Raw genomic sequence first — 17,541 nt, 5'->3', positions numbered from 1 at the left:
GCTGGGGTCAGCTCTCCCCGTCTCCCGAGCCCGCGCTCCGATCGGCGCTTGCGGGGAGGAGGCGGCGCGCCAACGCCCCCAGGCGCTTGTACGCGAGGTTCACGTACAGTCCCGAGAGGAAGACGACGCCGGCGACGAGGGGCGCGTCGCCGGTCGTCCCGCCGAGAAGGATGTCGGAGAGCAGGTACACCCCGACGCCGAGCGGCAGGGCGGCCGGCAGCCGGAGGTTGTACCGGACGAGCGTGCCGACGGAGGCGTCGAACCGCTCGACGAGGGCGGTGAACACGAACCCCAGGGCGCCGAGCAGGCTGAACAGGGGGACGAACGGCGGAACGACTCCGGAACCGAGGCCGGCGAACCCGGGGAACGGGCCGTCGGTCACCAGCAGCGCCCCGGCGGCGAGGCCGACGGTGAGGAGCACGTCGGCGGCGATGACGCCGACGCCGAACCGCGACCGGTACCACGTCCGCGCGAGCCGCGACCGGTTCTCGGCGGCGGCGTCGACCGCCGGATCGCCGGGGGCGACCGCCTCGGTCCGGGTCCGCTCCGATGAGTCCGACATCGTCACCGAGATTTGTCGGCGAGTCGTAATTAGCTTGCGGCGTGAGAACAGTGATCAATGTAACCCGTCGAAGAGTCCTCCTCGGGCGTCTCCAGGCTGAGAACAGCCGAGTGACTACGCCGTCGCGCCGACGTGCGGCTTGACCGCGCGGACGATGGCGTCGACGTCGTACTCGTCTTCGGTCTTGTCGAAGACGACCTCGCCGTCGGCGCGGACGACGAACACGCCGTCGTCGCCGGTCACCAGAGCGACCTCGTCGACGCTCTCGCCGAACTGCTTGAGGATCGCCTCGGAGACGTCTCGGGCGCGGTTCAACATGCCACAGGGGACGCAGTACTCGACTTCAACGCGTGTCATGGCACAGCGTAGGACACGAACGGGATTAAAGGGACAGGTCCCGGTCGGTCGCGGCGCGCTCGCGACGATATCGACCGTGTCAGACCACCAGCGCGTCGAAGACGACGGCGAACAGCAACAGGCCGAGGTAGGCGTTCGAGGCGTGGAACGCGCGGAAGGCGGCCCCCTCGGTCTGCTCGTAGTGGAGCCGGACGACCATCCAGAGGAAGACCCCGCCGACGCCGACGCCGACGACCGCGTACAGCGCGCCGAGCGGGTCGGCGGCCGCGGCGAGCGCGACCGCGGCGACCAGCGTCGCGCCGAGGTACCAGAGGATGTGCCGACGCGTCGCGGTCTCCCCGCGGACGACGGGCATCATCGGGAAGCCGCCGCGCTCGTAGTCGTCCTTGTACGCCAGCGCGAGGTTGTAGAAGTGTGCGGGCGTCCACAGGAAGATGACCGCGGCGAGCAGCACCCCGCCGCCGCCGACCTCGCCCGTGACTGCGGCCCACCCGATGAGCGCCGGCAGCGCGCCGGCCGCGCCGCCGATGACGGTGTTTTGGACCGTGTTCGGTTTGAGGACGAGCGTGTAGACGACGCTGTAGAACAGTATCGCGACGAGCCCGAGCGCGGCCGTCAAGGAGTTCACCGTCCAGAACAGGCCGAGCGAGACGAGCGTCAGCAGACCGCCGAACGCGAGGGCGTGCGGAACGGGCACGAGGTCCGTCGCGAGCGGGCGGTCGCTGGTGCGTTGCATCCGCTTGTCCACGTCGCGTTCGAGGACGTGGTTGAACGTCCCGGAGGCGCCGATCGAGAGCGCACCGCCGGCGAGCGTCGCCGCCACGACGGGCGGCGTGAAACCGGAGCCGCCCGCCAGCGCCATCGCGGCCGCGGCGACGAGGCAGAGCAGCCACATCAGCCGCGGCTTCATCAGCCGGAAGTACGCGGTCGCGGTCGCCTTCAGCCGCGGGAGCGCCGCCGACGGGATGTCCGGTTCCGGGGCCTCCTCGACCGGCGGCAGGTCGTCGGTCCCGGGTTCGAACTCGTCGGGCGCGTCGTCCGGGTCGCCCGTCTCGGCCTCCAGCCACCAGGCGAGCGCGGCGAGGACGGCCCCGAAGATTCCGATACCGATCAGGAGGTGCGCGGAGCCGAGCGCGGCCGGGAGGTCGCCGAGCGCGACGAGCGCGCCGACGCCGGCCTGCGCGGGATAGACGACGAGCGCGACGGCGAGCGCGACCCTGACCCGGCGGTCGGCGCCGTCCCGCCACGCGAGCGCGGCGGAGAGCGCGACGAGGAGACCGACGACGGCGGCGAGGGCGCGGTGGCCGAGGGCGATCCACCCCTCGGTCGCCGTCGGGAGGGCGGCGCCGTTCCCGCAGGCCGGCCAGGCGCCGCAGGCGGTCGCCGCCTCGGTGAGCGAGGTGGTGGCGCCGACGACGACGAGCAGGTACACGCCCATCGCGGCCGCGGCCAACACCGCGGGGAATCTGTCTGGGAGCGTCACGTGGCGTGAATTACGAATCGGACCCATATATGTTCCGCGCTTCGACAAAACGGCGGCGAGCGGCGGGCGAAAACGCGGACCCGAGCGGACGGCGTCCGTCAGCGCTCAGTCCCGGTCCGCGTCCGCCTCGCCGCCGCGCTCTCGGAGGATCCGGTCGACGATGTCGCCGCTGGAGAGCAGTTCGTCCTCGTACTTCGGCTCGCGGCCGGACGCGCGCTCGACCCGGCAGTCGATACCCCGGTCCGCGAGCGCGTCGGCGATGTCGGCCTCGTCGTGGTGCTGGTCGAACCCCAACACGATCACGTCGGGATCGAGCCGCTCGATGGGGACGAACACGTCCCCCGGATCGCCGAGGTGCGCCTCGTCGACCGCGTCGAGCGCCGCGACCATGTCGCGCCGTTGGCGGGCGCACAGCACCGGTGCGGGCTTGTGCGTGACGTTGGTCCGGCGGGCGACGATGGCGTGGAGCTCGTCGCCGCGGGCCGCGGCGTCCTCCAGGTAGTGGACGTGGCCGGGGTGGAGCAGGTCGAACGTCCCCTGCGCGACGACCCGCGTCATCGGAACCACGAGAGGAAGCCGCCGCGGTCGCGCTCGTCGAGCTCCCGGTCGATGTCCTCCTGGGTGAAATCGAAGAAGTGCTCGTCGGGCACCTCCACGTCGAGGACGTCGAGGGTGGTCTGTCGCCCCTCGTTGTCGAACGCCTTCCAGTCGCCCCAGCCGTAGGGGGCGCCGACGATGATGTGTACTTTCCCCTGCCCGAAGGTCGCGAGGTCGGCGTCGCTCGGCCGCAGCGCGCCGTTGGGGTGGGAGTGGACCGACCCGACCGCGCGCATGTCGTTCGGCTTCATGTGTGTCCGGACGCTGGCGCTCGTCGGGCTCGACTCCGTGCCCGGGATGACGAGCACGTCGGTGATCACCTGTCCGTCCCGGTCGAGATCGAGCTTCCGGGCGTCGTCCGCGCGGAGGAACCCCATGTACTCGTTGGGGTGCGTCTCCTCGCTCGCCTCGAGGACGAAATCCAGGGTCTCTCGGGCGATGCCGAGGAGCTCGTCCGAGCGGAACAGTCGCATAAGCGGGATAAGTCGCCGTCGCCTCATAGGGGTTCCGGACCGCGGAACGCGACGCGGACTCCCGGCCCGAGCCCCGAGAGAACAGGCTTAACACCGGCCGTTCCCGAAGGCTGCCCATGAGCGAAAACTTCGCCGGGGATTCCGGCACGCGGGGCGATTCGAGCCCCGAACCCGACGCCGACGCGGCGGAGGGGGCGGCCGACGACCGGCCGACCGTCTACGATCTGGCGCCGGACTGTACCCTCGAAGACGCCGCAGTCGACGAGCTGTACCACGCCGAAGTCAACGGCGTCGTCGACTACGGCGTGTTCGTCGACCTCTCCGACGCCGTGAGCGGGCTGGTCCACGAGTCGAACCTCGACGGCGACTACGCGGTCGGCGACCGGCTGATCGTCCGGCTCACCGAGGTCAAGGAGAACGGCGACGTGGCGTTCGACGACGTCGACCCCGACGACTACCGCACCGAGACGGTCGCCCACGAGCCGACGGTCTCTCGGGTCCGGGGCCTCACGCCGGGCGACGAGGTGACCGTCGAGGGCGAGGTCGTTCAGGCGAAACAGACGGGGGGTCCCACCGTCTTCGCCGTCGCGGACGCCTCCGGCGTCCTCTCCTGTGCCGCCTTCGAGTCCGCCGGGGTCCGGGCGTACCCCGAGGTCGAGGTCGGCGACATGGTCCACGTCTCGGGGGCGATCGAGAGCCGCGAGAACGCGCTCCAGTTGGAGGTCGACTCGCTGACGCGGCTCCCCGACGAGCGCGCCGCCGAAGCCCGCGAGCGCTTCGAGGCGGCCCTCGACGAGCGCGCCGAGCCGGCCGACGTCGAGCCGCTCGTCGACTGGGAGGCGTTCGAGCCGATCCACGAGGACCTCCGCGAGCTCGCGCGGTTGCTCCGCCGGACGGTCCTCGCCGGCCGCCCGATCCGTGTCCGACACCACGCCGACGGCGACGGGATGTGCGCCGCGATCCCGGTACAGCTCGCCGTTGAGAACCTGATCGAGGAGGTCCACGGCGACCCCGACGCCGCCCGACACCTGTTCAAGCGGCTCCCGAGCAAGGCGCCCTACTACGAGATGGAGGACGTCACCCGCGACCTCAATTTCGCCTTGGAGGGCCGCGCGCGCCACGGGCAGAAGCTCCCCTTCCTCCTCATGCTCGACAACGGGTCGACAGAGGAGGACGTGCCGGCCTACGAGAACCTCGCGCACTACGACATCCCCATCGCGGCCGTCGATCACCACCACCCCGACCCCGAGGCGGTCGGGCCGCTGCTCGACGCCCACGTGAACCCCTACCTCCACGGCGAGGACTACCGGGTCACCACTGGGATGATGTGCGTCGAGCTCGCCCGGCTCGTCGACCCGTCGCTCACCGAGGAGCTCGAACACGTGCCAGCGGTTGCCGGCCTCTCCGACCGCTCGAAGGCGGAGGCGATGGACGACTACGTCGCGCTCGCCGAGGGCGCGGGGTACGACGAGTCCGACCTCCTCGACATCGGCGAGGCGCTCGACTACGCCGCCCACTGGCTCCGCTACTCCGAGGGGAAGACCCTGGTCAACGACGCGCTCAACGTCGGTTGCGACGACGAGGCGCGCCATGAGGAGCTCGTCGAGTTCCTCTCGGAGCGCGCCGAGCGCGACGTGGAGCGCCAGCTCGACGCCGTCGAGGACCACGTCGACCACGAGCGGCTCGCCTCCGGCGCGCACCTCTACCGGATCGACTTAGACGAGTACGCGCACCGATTCACCTACCCCGCGCCGGGCAAGACGACCGGCGAGCTCCACGACACGAGAGTGAAAGAGACCGGCGACCCCGTCATCACCATCGGCTACGGCCCCGACTTCTGCGTCCTCCGGTCCGACGGCGTCCGGCTCGACATCCCGAACATGGTGACCGAGCTGAACGAGGAACTCCCCGAGGCCGGCGTCTCCGGGGGCGGCCACCTCGTCGTCGGCTCGATCAAGTTCGTGAAGCGCCGCCGCAGCGAAGTGATCGAGACGCTGGTCGAGAAGATGGCGGGGGCGGAGATCGACGAGGCGCTCTCGTCGACGATCGCGCTCGACGACTGAGCCGACCGCCGCGGCCGTTCGCACCGACCTCGTTTCTCAGCCGAACGCGAGCTCCCGTCGAGCGACGGCGCCGGCTCCCGCGAGCGCGACGCCGAACCCGGCGACGAAGGCGATCGGAAGCTGGATTCCGCCGCCCCGCCAGTCGGCCGCGTACGCGCGAGCGTAGAAGTCGGCGACCGACTCGTTCTCGACCGCGAGCACCACCTCGCGGTTGTTCGTCTCCGCGCTCGGATTCCAGTTGAGGCTGCCGACGAGCGCCGTGTCGTCGACGACCAGCCCCTTCGCGTGGACCTTCTCGAACCGGCCGCGCGGCTCGGCGAGGTCGACGGCGATCGGCTCGTCCCTGAGCGACTCGGAGAGGTTCCGGTTCGCCTCCCGGTCGTACCACGCGTCCGAGAGCAGCAGGTGGACGTCGACCCCGCGGTCGGCCGCGCGTCGGAGCGCGCGGACGATCCGATCGTCGGGACCGCCGACCCGCGGCACGACCGCGAGCACCCGCTCGTCCGCGGCGTCGATCCGCGCGACGATCCGGTCGGCGGCGTTCCCCGGCGCGGTCAGGACGGTCACGTTCGCCGTGGCGGGCTTCGCGGGCGCGTCGAACCGCGTCGGGTACGAGCCGTTCACGCGCCCGCCGCCGTGGAACTCGGTGTCGGCGCGGAAGGCGCGCCACGAGCGCGCGTCCCGCGCCCGGAAGTCCGCGGCGAACAGCGCGGCGAGGTCCTCCGCGACGAGCGCGTCGCGCTCGGTCCCGGGACCGCCCGCGTCCACGGTGTCGTCGCTTCCGACGACGACGCCCCAGCCGCGGTTGCTCCGCCCGCCCGTGCCGGACCGCTTCCAGTTCTCCGTGAGGACGACCGCGCGGTCGTCGGCGACCGCGTACTTCGGGTGGTGGAACCGGAACCGCTCGACCTCGCCGTCGAGGATCCGGACCTCGACGCCGGCGGCCGTCAACCGGTCGATCAGCTCCGCGCTCCGCGCCGGGAAACCGCCGACCGGCGACCCCTCCAGCAGCACGCGGACGCGGACGCCGCGGTCCGCGGCGGCGACGAGCGCGTCGGCGACCCGCTCCGAGGTCAGCGTGTAGCCGGCGACGAACAGGCGGTCCTCGGCGTCGCGGAGCGGCTCGACCGGCAGGCCGGGGCTGTCGGGGAGAACGAACGGCGTCACGGCGGCGTTCGCGGTCCGACGCGGCGACCGGCGTTCGTACCCGCGGGGTCGCCACTCCCCCCAGTCGGCGCGCCACCGGTGTCCCTCGGGCGCGCGGTCGTAGTCGACCGCGGCGACCGTCGTCCCGTTCCGGCGGAGCGCGATCCGGTCGCCCGACGCGGCGAGCGGGAAGTGGTCGTCGAGCGCGCGGAGCGTCGGGTCCCCGGTGCCGCCGTTGCCGGCGACCGCGGTCTCGTCGGCGAGCAGGGGCGTCGCGTTCGCGGGGTCCATCGAGAGGGCGACGACGCCACTGGCGTTCGCCGGGACCTCCGCCTCGTGGTGTCCGTCGGCGAGCGACCAGTTCCCGCGCTCGGGGAGCCGGACGACGAGGTACTCGCCGCGGTTCTCCGCGGTCGTCGGGTTCGGGAACAGCTCGACGATCCGCGGCGTCGTGGACACGAGCGTCAGGTTCTCGGGGCTCTCGTTCGACGGTGCGGTGGCAGCGCCGCCGGGGTCGAGTCTGCCGACTCCCGGGCCGGTTCCGGCATCGCCAGCGACGGCGACCGGGACGACGGCCGCGGAGACGAGCAGTCCGAGCGCGACGACGGCGGCGACGCTCGCGGTCGAGTGGATCGGGACACGGAACGGAGCGGGTGACACGAGGGGAGTGCCCTCGGTATCGGTGAAAAGGGTCGGTCGAACGGCGGGCGGAGCGGGTCGGGTCAGGCGGTCCGCATCACGCGGGCCGCGTCAGGCGGTCGGCGCCGGTTCCGCCTCGTCGTCGAGCGCGTCCCGGGCCTTCTCGCCCTCGGTCGAGACGACGAAGGAGTGTTCGTCGGCGTACTCGGCGACCGCTTCGAGCGCCTCGCGGGTGCCGATCTGGCGGAGCGCCCAGCCGGCGGCCGCGCGGACGTCGTCGGACGGGTGCGCCTCGAGCGCGTCGGCGAGGGGGTCGACGGCGCGGGTGTCGCCGATCAGCCCGAGCGCGCGGGCGGCGTGGGGGCGGACGAGCTCGTCGGTGTCGCCGTCGGGGTCGAGCTGGTTCGCGAGCGGCTGGACCGCCTCGGACGCGCCGATTTCGCCGAGCGCCTTGAACACGACCTTCTGGAGCTGCGGGTTCGAGTCCTCGGGGACGTACTCGACGAGGGTGTCGGTCGCCTCTTCGGCCGCCATCGTCCCGAGGATCCGGATCGCGGGCTGGTCGCGCTTCTCGGCGCGGCCGAGGATCTCCTCGACCGACGCCTCGGTCTTGCCGCGCTTGCCCATCCGCTCGAACGCCTCCAGGCAGTGGCGCTCCATGAACTCGGACTGGAGCGAGTCGAGCGCGAGCAGGATCATGTCGACGTTGCCCCGCGCCTCGTGTTCCTTCAGCGCCGCCCACTCGACGGGGAAGTCCTTGTAGTGGCCGAGCACGTCGTAGTATCCCTGCGCACGGAGCTGCTCGTGGGTTTCGAGGTCGTCCCACTCCTCGGCGTCGTCGAGGCCGGCCTCCAGCTCGTCGGTCGCGTCCAGCAGCGCGGCGATGTCGTCGGCGTCGTCGTCCGCGTCGAGGTCGGCGTCAGTGACCGCGCCGGCGACCGCGTCGAGCGCCGCGACGAGCTGATCGACGGGGGCCGGCGCCGCGGCGTCGGCCGCCTCGCCTTCCGCGAGAAGCGCCTCGGGATCCTCGTCGGCGTCGCCGAGCGCGTCGTCGATCGCGTCGGCGGCCGCGTCGACGAACGACTCGACGGCGGCCGCGACGTCCTCGCGCCCGTCGTCGGTCCACTCCGTGTCTTCGACCGTCCCGGCGGCGGATTCGATCGCGTCGACGACGTCCTCCCCGTAGGGGCCGCGGGCGTCGTCCACGCCGTCGCGAAGCTCCGCGACGCGGTCTTCGAGGTCGCCGCGCGGGTCGTCCGCGTCCTCATCGTCCTCGTCCGGCTCGGGGAGGTCGGCCTCATCGATACCGGTCTCCGCGTCGGCTAAGAGCGCCTCGACGTCGTCGAGGTCGGCCTCCGTCTCGGCGGCCTCGAGGCGGTCGGCGATCTCGTCGAGGTACTCGGTGAGGGACTCCTCGGTCGCGTCGTCGGGGAGCGTCGGAGCGGCCGTCTCCGCCGGCTCGCCGTCGTCCGCGGCGTCGGCCGGGTCGTCATCGCCGTTGCTCATATACCACGAACTCCGCGCGTAGTCCATTAAGAGGTTTCCCTTCGCGGGCGCCGGGCGGCCGCGTGCGGGGCACGGAGCGGCCGCGACCGGCGCGGTGTCCCTCCGTTCTCTGCTGTGCGGGTCGCGGTAGATCCCCGCGCTTGGTGGCTCCGTCGGAATACCGAATTCCTCGACGTTCGAGGTCGACCGCGACGCCGTCACCGACGGGCCGTACGGGCGGTTCTCCTCAGCGGTCGGCGAGCAGGTCGTCGCTCTCGACGACCGTCGCGAACTCGCCGTTCAGGTGCGCGAGCGCGACGCGGTGGGAGGTCTCCGGGTCGATCCGCTCCCCGTCGGGCGCTTCGCGGGCGTGCGTCGCGGTCGCGTCGGCGACCACGCGCACGTCGTAGCCTCGGTTCTCGGCCTCGCGCGTCGTCGTCGAGACGCAGTGGTCGGTGGTGAGTCCGCAGACGACGAGCGACTCGTACCCGGCCTCGCGGAGCCACTCGTCGAGCCCGGAGTCGAGGAACGCGCCGTTGACCGACTTCTCGAAGGTCGGCTCGCCCCCGGCGGGCGCCGTTTCCGGCTTCCACGCGAAGCCGGGGGCGTCCGGACGCAGCGGCGAGTCGGGTTCCGTCGAGGCGTGGCGGACGTGCGCGACCGGTCGGTTCGTCTCGCGCCAGCGGTCGAGGAGCGCGGCCGCGACCGCCTCGGCGTCGGGGTTGTTGCGCTCGCCCCACCCCGGCTCGTCGAACCCGACTTGGAAGTCGACGAGGAGGAGGACCGCGTCGTCAGTCATCGCCGAGTCCGGAACTGACGGGCGCGTCGGATTCGCTCCCGGTGTCGGCCGCGTCGAACGCCCGCCACGCGCCGGGTTCGAGCAGCGACTCGGACGCCTTGGGGTGTTCGCGCGTCGGGTCGAGCGGACAGGCGTCCGGGCTCGCGTCGTCGTCCTCGCGGAACAGGTACTGCTTCCACTCGCGGTCGCCCTCGGCGCCCCAGTCGCCGAGGTCGGCGTGGGGACAGACCCCGTCGTACTCCTCCATCCGGCCTCGGATCGTCTCGCGGGCGCGCTCGCCCGCCTCGGTGTCGGCGGTGATCCCCTCGAAGACGCTCCGGGGTTGGAAGGTGATCTCTAAGCCGACCGGCGAGTAGCGGCTCTTCCGGTCGTCGTAGAAGGGGGCGCGCGAGGTCGGGAACAGCGCCTCGCCGCCGAAGCAGAACTCCCACCGCGGGGTGTCGGGGTCGACCGGGATGTCGTCCGGCCACGGCTCCGGGTCGTGGACGTGGAGGAACTCCAGGACGTGCCAGAGCCGCTCGTGGTAGTGCGCCTCGCCGCGGTCGTCGTCGGGCGGCCTGAAGAACACCGCGAGCGGCGCGCGGTCGGCGTGGTCCGGGTACGTGTCGAGGTACTCTGAGAGGACATCGCGCAGCCGCAACAGCGCGGCCGGGTCCGTGGTCGACTCGCAGGCTGCGTACAGCATGTCGCCCTCGCGCTCGACCTCGATCCCGAAGTAGCAGGGGAACGGGGACCCGTCGCGCTCGCCGAGCATCGACTCCCGGAAGGTCCGGTAGTGCTCCTGAAACCACGGCGACGCGTCGTCGAGCCGATCGTGGAGCGTCTCTTGGTCCAACAGCACGCCCTCGGTGCCGGGCTCGTTCATACGCGTTGTCGGGGCGAAGCGGTCTTTTGGCTTTCGCCGGGTTCGACGCGGCGGGAACGGGCACTGCCGGCCACTCTTATAAACAAGCGACGAGAACGTCCCCGAGGAGATGGCCGACCCGAACGACTCCCACGACCTCCGACGGTTCGTCGAGGCGCAGGCCGGCGTGATCGAGTCGGCCAAGCGGGAACTGCGCGCGGGACGGAAGCGGAGCCACTGGATGTGGTTCGTGTTCCCGCAGGTCGAGGGGTTGGGGACCAGTCGGAGGTCACAGCGCTACGCGATCGGTTCCCGCGAGGAGGCGACCGCGTACCTCGCGCACCCGACGCTGGGGCCGCGGCTGCGGGAGTGTACGGCGATCGTCAACGGGCTGGAGGGGCGGTCGGCCCACGAGGTGTTCGGGTCGCCGGACGACCTGAAGTTCCGGTCGTCGATGACGCTGTTCGACGCGGTCGCGGACGGGGACGGTCCGTTCGGGACCGCGCTCGACCGGTACTACGACGGGCCCGATCCGAAGACGCTCCGGTTCCTGCGGAACGAGTGAGACCGACGGCGGTCGAACCCCGACCGACGGGGATCGGCCGAGTCAGTCCCCGGCCACCGCGAACCGCGAGGCGTCGCCCTCCTCGGTCGGCGCCGTGAGCAGCGAGACCCCCACGGTGAGCGCGCCGGACAGCGCCATCAGCCCGAGCGCAACGTCCCAGCCGCCGAGGACCGTCTTCGGCAGGGTCGGGACGGCACCGACGACGGCGGACAGCACGACGAGCAGGTACGCCGCCTGGGGGACCGCGACGCCGGCGATCATCCCCGTGCGGGTCGTCCGCGGCCAGTAGAGCGCGCAGATCACGGGGAGCGCGAGCAGCGCGAACCCGGAGAACGCCGTGTCGCCGACCTCGATCAGCGTCCCCGGGCGGAACAGGCTCGCGGCGAACGCGAGCGTCGCGAACGCCGCCACGCCGATCCGCGCGATCCACGCCTCGCGTCGCTCGGAGGCGTCGGCGTCGACGAGCGGTCGGTACAGGTCGCGAGTGAAGTACGACGACCCCGAGAGCAGCATCGAGTCCGACGAGGACATCATCGCCGCCATCGCGCCCGCGACGACGAGCGCGGCGAACCACGCGGGGGTGTACTCGCCGAGCACGACCGGGAGCACGTTCGCATCCGTTGGCACCTCGACCGGCGTCCCGGCCGCCCACGCGCCGAGCATGAACGCGGGGAGGAACAGCAGCAGGACGAGGACGGGCCACAGCGCGAACGACCGCTTCAGCGTCGCGGCCGACTTCGCGACGAAGAAGCGCTGGTTGATCTGCGGGAACATCGTCACTCCGAACGCGATGGTGATCGCCGTGGAGACGATGAACTCCGGCGTGTACGCGCCGCCGCCGAAGCCCCCAAACTCGGGCCGTGCCGCCAGCATCCCCCCGGTCGCGGCGCCGACGCCGCCGAGCGCCGAGACGACCCACGCCGCGGCGACCCAGACGACGGAGAGCATGAACAGCCCCTGGAGCGTGTCGGTCCACGCCACGCCGCGGAGTCCGGCAACGGCGACGTAGAGGATCATGAACCCGGTGATGAGCGCCGCGCCGCCCCAGTACGGGACGACGCCGTCGGTGAGGCCGACGAGCGCCTCCCCGGCGCCCATCTGCTGGAGCATGACGTACGGGAACAGCCACAGGAGGCTGACGCCGGCGATCAGCGCGCGCAGCCCGGTCGAGCCGAAGCGGTCGCCGAGCATCTCGCCGAGCGTCACGTAGCCGTTACGAGCGCCGATCAGCCACTGCTTGTAGCCGATGACGTACCACAGCACCGCGAACAGGACGCCGTCTAAGGTCCCCATAACGATCAGCCACTCTGGGCCGGCGCGGTAGGCGAGGTTCGGCCCGCCGAAGAACGTGAACGCCGACAGCAGGGTGGCGAAGGTCGTGAAGAGCAGCACGAGCGTGCCGATCGACCGGTTCGCGAGGTAGTAGTCCTCGGCGGTCGTCTCCGAGACGCGGTACGCGACGAGGCCGAGCGCGAGCGCGACGACGAGGTAGCCGACGACGACGCCGAGCGAAAGGCCGAGCGTCACCGGCGGTCACCCCCGGTCGGCTCCGACGGGTCGCGGCTCGTCGCGCCGTCCACGGCGGCGGAATCTGTGGCCACGGTGTCGGCGGCCGCGGAATCTGCGGCCACGGCGTCGGTCCCCACCCGCCTGCCCATCCCGCGCTCCCACGCGCCGCTCCGGACGAACAGCGCGAACAGGCCCGCACACAGCCCGAGCCACGCCACGTGCCACCAGATCCACACCGGGAGCCCGGCGGCGACGCGGTCGACGCCCCACAGCGGCCACGGCACCGCGAACGCAACGAGTATCGCGAACGTCGGTATCCAAACGAGATCGCTCCGTAAGCGCGTCATGTACAATGAAACTACGACTATAAACACAAAGAGCTATCGAATAAGTTCGAACACACATATCGGAGAGAAATTTTCTTCGATAACTGTCGCCGGAGGGACGTGGCGATAGCTATTTTCCGCGAGGAGCGCAACGATACACGGACGGGCGCTACCGCCCGCTATCACCATTCACCACTCATGAAAGACACAGAGAAATACCTGATACACGCCACCATCGCGGCCGACGGCGTCGTCGAGCGGAGCGACGTCGTCGGGGCGGTGTTCGGCCAGACGGAGGGGCTGCTCGGCGACGAGCTGGACCTCCGGGACCTCCAGGAGTCCTCGCGCGTGGGTCGGATCGACGTCTCCGTCGAGTCCGAGAACGGCCAGTCGTTCGGCGAGGTCACCGTCGCGTCGAGCCTGGACAAGGTCGAGACCGCGATCCTGGCCGCCGCGCTGGAGACGATCGATCGCATCGGCCCCTGTCACGCCTCCGTCGAGGTGACGAGCATCGAGGACGTACGGGCGGCCAAGCGCCGCGAGGTCGTCGAGCGCGCAAAGGAGCTGATCGCGGGCGGCTTCGAGGAGACGAGCCTCGCGAGCAGCGACGTGTTAGACGAGGTGCGCGACGCCGCCCGCGTCGAGGGCATCGTCGACTACGAGGGGCTCCCGGCCGGGCCGCGCGTCGGCGACTCAGACGCCGTCATCGTCGTCGAGGGCCGCGCCGACGTGCTCACGCTGCTCGACTGCGGGATCAAGAACGCCGTCGCGGTCGAGGGGACGAACGTCCCCGAGGCGGTCGCCGAGCTGACCGCCGACCGGACCGTCACCGCGTTCCTCGACGGCGACCGCGGCGGGGAGCTCATCCTCCGCGAACTCGCGCAGGTGGGCGACGTGGACTACGTCGCGTTCGCGCCGCCCGGCGAGTCCGTCGAGGACCTCGACCGCGACGCCGTCTTCGAGGCGCTCCGCGGGAAGGTCCCGTACGCGAGCCTCGCGGACGCCGGCGATCTCCGAGCGGCCGCCGGCGACGAGGATCCCGAGGACGGCGACGGGGCGTCCGTCAGCGACGGGACGACTACCGACGACGTGGCACCCGACGACGACGGTCCCGAGTCGGCCGCGCGCGTCGGCGACGGCGGCGCGGTGCCGAGCGGTTCCGCGGGCGGCGACGCGGTCGACCCGTCGCCCGAATCGACCGAGCCGCCGACTGCCGGGTCGACGACCGAATCGCGCGACGCGACGGACGCCGACGCCGAAGTCGCCGGAACGAGCGGCGCGTCCGCCTCCGGTGGCGAAGTAGAACCGGCGGATTCGGCGTCAACTCCCGAAGAAGCCGGCGGTACCGACACCGTCGCGGACGACGCCGCCGGAGAGACCGACGAGGTGTCCGGAGGCGACGCGACCGCGGACGAGATGGCTAGCGACAACGCGACCGCGGACGAGATGGCTAGCGACAACGCGACCGCGGACGAGGAACCTTCGGACGGCGCGACCGCGAACGAGGAACCGACGGACGGCGCGACCGGCGAGCACGACGAACCGCGGTCGATCGCGGCGCACGTCGACGAGGTCGTCGACGGCGAGACCGGCCGCGCCCGGCTCCTCGGCGACGAGTTCGGCGTCGTCGATGAGGTCGACGCGGGAGACGCGTTCGACGCGGTGGAGGGGGCCGAGCCCGCGCCGCGAGCCGTCGTTGTCGACGGCACCGTCGACCAGCGGCTGCTCGACGTGGCGGCCCAGCGCGGGGTCGGCGACCTCGTCGGCCGCGACCTCGGGGAGTTCGTGAAGCGCCCGGTCGGAACGCGGGTACTGACGGCGGCCGCCCTCCGCGCTGGGAGCTAGCGAGACGGGGAGGTCGTCGTTGATCGCTTACGGATCGTCGATCGCCGATCGGCGGTAAAAACCGCTAAAGTCGCAGCTGCTCGCCGATAAAAGAGCGATTGGCGATCAGCGGCGAACGCCTCCAAAGCCCCAGCCGCGATTCCCGCGAGCGAAGCGAGCGGGAATCGCGACTGCCCCTTTGAGTCTCACCCGAACGCACAGCAGCCGCACCTCACGCCTCCCCGGCCTCGTCGCTGGCGCCCTCCGCTTCGCTCCGGGGCCAGCAACTCCCTCGCGCGTGCGACTCGCGGCCTGCGGCCGCTCGTCGGCACACGCCGCCGCACCGCTCATATGTTTATAAATGGCGTCGTCAGTGTCGGCTCACACCAGCCCGAGCGCGCCCAGCGCCGCGAACAGCGCGTCGCCGTACGTCAGCGAGGCGACGAGTCCGACCGCCATCGGGACGACGAACGGCATCCCGGGCGAGACCAACACGCGGTCCTCGCGGGCGACGACGTCGAGGCCCTCGCGGAGCGTCGCGGCGTCGGTGCCGTACGCGCCGTGATCGATCTCGTCTAGGAACCGCTCTGCCGCCCACGGGTCGTCGGACTCGCGGTCGGCGTCGCTGTCGGTCTCCGCGTCGGTCGCATGCCCGCCGTCCGGGGCCGCGTCGTCAACTGCCCGTCCTCCGTCGGTGGGCGCGTCGTCAACTGCCCGTCCTCCGTCGGTGGGCGCGTCGTCAACTGCGCGCCCCCCGTCGGTAGGCGCGTCGTCAACTGCGCGCCCCCCGTCGGTCCGCGGACCGACGTGGGTCCCGCCGTCGGTCGGGGCGAACGTCTCGCCGACCGAGGCGGGGTCGCGGAGGTCGTCGGGGTCGGCCCGCACGTCGGCGAGCGTGCGGCCGCGCCACCGGAGATACATCCGGAGCGCGTCGAGATCGAGGCCGTTCCGGGTCGGCCCGTCGGGGTCCTCGAACAGCCGCCCGTGCCGGTCGGGCAGCGAGTCGGTCGCGACCGGTCGCGCGAAGAACATGAGCCGCGAGGCCTCGCCGCGGACGAGGTTGAAGACGGCGAGGCCGACCGGGTACGCGAGCCCGAGGAGGACGGTGTTCGTGAGGATCGTCAGCGAGAACACGCCGAGCTGGGTGTCGACGAGCGGGAGCGTGACCCCGGCGAGGTCGTACGCCGGGAACGTCGGGAAGAGCACCGCGAGCGCGATCATCGCCTTGGCGTCGGCGCCGCCGAACGCCCCGAGGTACCAGAACGCGTAGCCCAGCGGCGCGACGAAAAGCAGACTGATCGCGACTCGCACTAGGAATCGCATCTCCACGAACCCCCCGAGAGGCCAGATCGTCACAATCTCCCAGACCAGAAGCAGCGCGCCGAACAGGTACAGCGGCGGCCACAGCCTGTTCGGGAGGCGCCGGGTCCGGACGTCCCGGATCGCCGCCCACGCGAACACGGGGACGACGACGAGTCGGAGGAGGTCCGGCAGCGTCGCGACCATGTCTCCACGGGCGAGACGGGACCAATTAGGCGTTCGGGTTCGCGTATCGATATCGATAGCCGTCAGCCGTCCGGCCGGTCCGGCCGCCGATCGAACACGTCGAGGACAGGCTCCGGGTCGTCGAGGCCCGGGATCCGGTACTCGTCGTCGCGCAGTTCGATCACGACGGTCTCGGTCCCGAGCCGCCGGTCGAGCCGCCGGCGCTCCACCCGCAGATCCGTCTCGTCCCACGGCTCGACGCGCCACATCGTCGCGCCGGACAGGCGGTCGCGCGCGACGAGCGCGCCGTCGCCGGCGCGGTACTCGACGAGCCCGTGCCGGAGTTCGTGGTCGAGCGCGGCGAGCGCGAGCGGGACCGCGAGCGCGGCCGCGAGGAGGAGGGCGACGGTCCCCCAGTCGCCGCCGAACGCGAACAGGAGGCCGAGGAGCGCGAGGCCCCCGCCGACGTACCAGAGCCCCGGGTGGCCGAGCGGCGTCGTCAGCGCCCCGGCGAGGCGAGCGCGGCGGGGCTGGCGGACCGTCTCGGTCGGCTTCGCGAGCGATCCGTCGACCGGCTCGGCCGCGGGCGGGTCGTAGGAGAGCCCCAGATCGAGCGACGACGACTCGTCGAACGCGGCCAGTCTGTCGCCGTACAGGCTCGCGAGGTCGAAAGCGAACTTCACCGCGACGATGCCGAGCAGGAGGGGAATCCCGATCGCGTCCGGATCGATCGCGGAGATCGGCGTGTCCTCCTCCAGCGTTCCCGCGCCGACGATCGTGACGGTGAACAGCGCGCCGAAGAAGATCGCCGCGCCCTGAGCGAACACGCCTTGGATCGCGGTCTGCGCGCTGTGATCCCGGTGCTCGCCGCGACCGAAGTACTCGACGAGCGTCGTGACCCCCTCGCCGATGAAGAGGGCGAGCGTCGCGAGCGCGACCGTGTCGACCACGGTCGAGACGGTCCCCTCCTCAACGACGACCCCGACCGTGAGCGTGCCGACGACCAGCCAGACGACCGCGAGGATCGGCGCGGCGACGGGGAGGACGAGCAGCGACGAGAGCCGGACCTGAACGCCGGTCCGCGGGATCGACAGGGCGACCCGTCGCTGTGCGAGCGGGCCGATGAGCAGCCCGTCGCGTTCTATCTCGGACGGGCGTCCGGCGAACAGCGCGCGGACGAGCGCCCACCCGGAGGCGATCCCGAGTTCGAACCAGTACAGCGTCATCAGCGCGGCCGCGTTCCAGCCGAGCGAGACCACGCCGACGAGCGGGAGCAGGTTCGCGAGCGCGACCGAGAGGACTCGGGGACGACGGCCGCGGGCCAGCGCGCGCAACCCGTCGGGCGGGCGAGAGGAGGGCATCCGTCGGTCGTTCCGGGTCGGCG

General features: G+C 71.7%; 15 protein-coding genes and 1 pseudogene. 3 read left to right on the top strand and 13 right to left on the bottom strand.

Features of this window, described 5'->3' with window-relative positions; genetic code table 11:
* Positions 1–7: 7 nt before the first annotated feature.
* The 5 genes from EXE51_RS03975 to EXE51_RS03955 form a co-directional block, all read right to left on the bottom strand.
* Entirely contained in the window at positions 8–562 is a 555-nt protein-coding gene (locus EXE51_RS03975) for a hypothetical protein (RefSeq protein ID WP_049930375.1), read from the bottom strand.
* Positions 563–676: 114 nt separating this feature from the next.
* Complete coding sequence (locus EXE51_RS03970) at positions 677–919, bottom strand: SelT/SelW/SelH family protein (RefSeq protein ID WP_049930374.1); 243 nt, start codon at positions 917–919, stop codon at positions 677–679.
* A gap of 79 nt (positions 920–998) precedes the next feature.
* Positions 999–2,402 carry a heme o synthase gene (locus EXE51_RS03965; protein ID WP_049930373.1) on the bottom strand — a complete coding sequence of 468 codons (1,404 nt, stop codon included), beginning with the start codon at positions 2,400–2,402 and terminating at the stop codon, positions 999–1,001.
* A gap of 105 nt (positions 2,403–2,507) precedes the next feature.
* Complete coding sequence (locus EXE51_RS03960) at positions 2,508–2,960, bottom strand: adenylyltransferase/cytidyltransferase family protein (RefSeq protein ID WP_049930683.1); 453 nt, start codon at positions 2,958–2,960, stop codon at positions 2,508–2,510.
* Positions 2,957–3,472 (bottom strand): Mov34/MPN/PAD-1 family protein, encoded by a 516-nt coding sequence (locus EXE51_RS03955; protein ID WP_049930371.1) that lies wholly within the window; start codon positions 3,470–3,472, stop codon positions 2,957–2,959. The genes EXE51_RS03960 and EXE51_RS03955 overlap by 4 nt, the downstream gene beginning before the upstream one ends.
* Before the next feature lie 116 nt (positions 3,473–3,588).
* Between EXE51_RS03955 and EXE51_RS03950 the strand changes: the two genes are divergently transcribed.
* Positions 3,589–5,535: a DHH family phosphoesterase gene (locus EXE51_RS03950; protein ID WP_094494533.1), complete on the top strand. Its 1,947-nt coding sequence runs from the start codon at positions 3,589–3,591 to the stop codon at positions 5,533–5,535.
* A 36-nt stretch (positions 5,536–5,571) separates the two neighbouring features.
* Here the strand turns inward: EXE51_RS03950 and EXE51_RS03945 are convergent, their stop codons facing one another.
* The 4 genes from EXE51_RS03945 to EXE51_RS03930 form a co-directional block, all read right to left on the bottom strand.
* Entirely contained in the window at positions 5,572–7,341 is a 1,770-nt protein-coding gene (locus EXE51_RS03945) for a phospholipase D-like domain-containing protein (RefSeq protein ID WP_094583073.1), read from the bottom strand.
* Positions 7,342–7,431: 90 nt separating this feature from the next.
* Positions 7,432–8,826 carry a HEAT repeat domain-containing protein gene (locus tag EXE51_RS03940; protein WP_089308315.1) on the bottom strand — a complete coding sequence of 465 codons (1,395 nt, stop codon included), beginning with the start codon at positions 8,824–8,826 and terminating at the stop codon, positions 7,432–7,434.
* A 226-nt stretch (positions 8,827–9,052) separates the two neighbouring features.
* Entirely contained in the window at positions 9,053–9,604 is a 552-nt protein-coding gene (locus EXE51_RS03935; protein WP_094494536.1) for a cysteine hydrolase family protein, read from the bottom strand.
* Positions 9,597–10,469, bottom strand: a complete 873-nt coding sequence (locus EXE51_RS03930; protein WP_086215835.1) for a YqcI/YcgG family protein — start codon at positions 10,467–10,469, stop codon at positions 9,597–9,599. Before EXE51_RS03930 ends, EXE51_RS03935 begins: the two co-directional genes overlap by 8 nt.
* A 109-nt stretch (positions 10,470–10,578) precedes the next feature.
* On the opposite strand from EXE51_RS03930, the gene EXE51_RS03925 reads away from it, so the two are divergent.
* Positions 10,579–11,013, top strand: a complete 435-nt coding sequence (locus EXE51_RS03925) for a DUF1810 domain-containing protein (RefSeq protein WP_086219400.1) — start codon at positions 10,579–10,581, stop codon at positions 11,011–11,013.
* A gap of 42 nt (positions 11,014–11,055) precedes the next feature.
* Here EXE51_RS03925 and EXE51_RS03920 read toward each other — a convergent pair whose 3' ends face one another.
* Together EXE51_RS03920 and EXE51_RS17885 are read right to left on the bottom strand one after the other, a co-directional pair.
* Complete coding sequence (locus EXE51_RS03920) at positions 11,056–12,540, bottom strand: sodium:solute symporter (RefSeq protein WP_086215837.1); 1,485 nt, start codon at positions 12,538–12,540, stop codon at positions 11,056–11,058.
* Positions 12,541–12,659: 119 nt separating this feature from the next.
* Positions 12,660–12,869: pseudogene (locus EXE51_RS17885) on the bottom strand (hypothetical protein); the annotation flags it as partial.
* A 177-nt stretch (positions 12,870–13,046) separates the two neighbouring features.
* Between EXE51_RS17885 and dnaG the strand changes: the two are divergent.
* Positions 13,047–14,693, top strand: a complete 1,647-nt coding sequence (gene dnaG / locus EXE51_RS03910) for a DNA primase DnaG (RefSeq protein ID WP_137692060.1) — start codon at positions 13,047–13,049, stop codon at positions 14,691–14,693.
* 360 nt (positions 14,694–15,053) lie between these two features.
* Here the strand turns inward: dnaG and EXE51_RS03905 are convergent, their stop codons facing one another.
* The gene (locus EXE51_RS03905; protein ID WP_137692059.1) at positions 15,054–16,178 is read right to left on the bottom strand and encodes an A24 family peptidase; all 1,125 of its coding nucleotides are present in this window, start codon (positions 16,176–16,178) and stop codon (positions 15,054–15,056) included.
* A gap of 62 nt (positions 16,179–16,240) precedes the next feature.
* The gene (locus EXE51_RS03900; RefSeq protein ID WP_137692058.1) at positions 16,241–17,518 is read right to left on the bottom strand and encodes a DUF6498-containing protein; all 1,278 of its coding nucleotides are present in this window, start codon (positions 17,516–17,518) and stop codon (positions 16,241–16,243) included.
* Positions 17,519–17,541: the final 23 nt, after the last annotated feature.

The organism is Halorubrum sp. CGM5_25_10-8B (assembly GCF_005435095.1).
Taxonomy (GTDB): Archaea; Halobacteriota; Halobacteria; order Halobacteriales; family Haloferacaceae; genus Halorubrum; species Halorubrum ezzemoulense.
The sequence above is the reverse complement of the archived record's forward strand: the minus strand, read 5'-3'. Positions and strand labels throughout refer to the sequence as shown.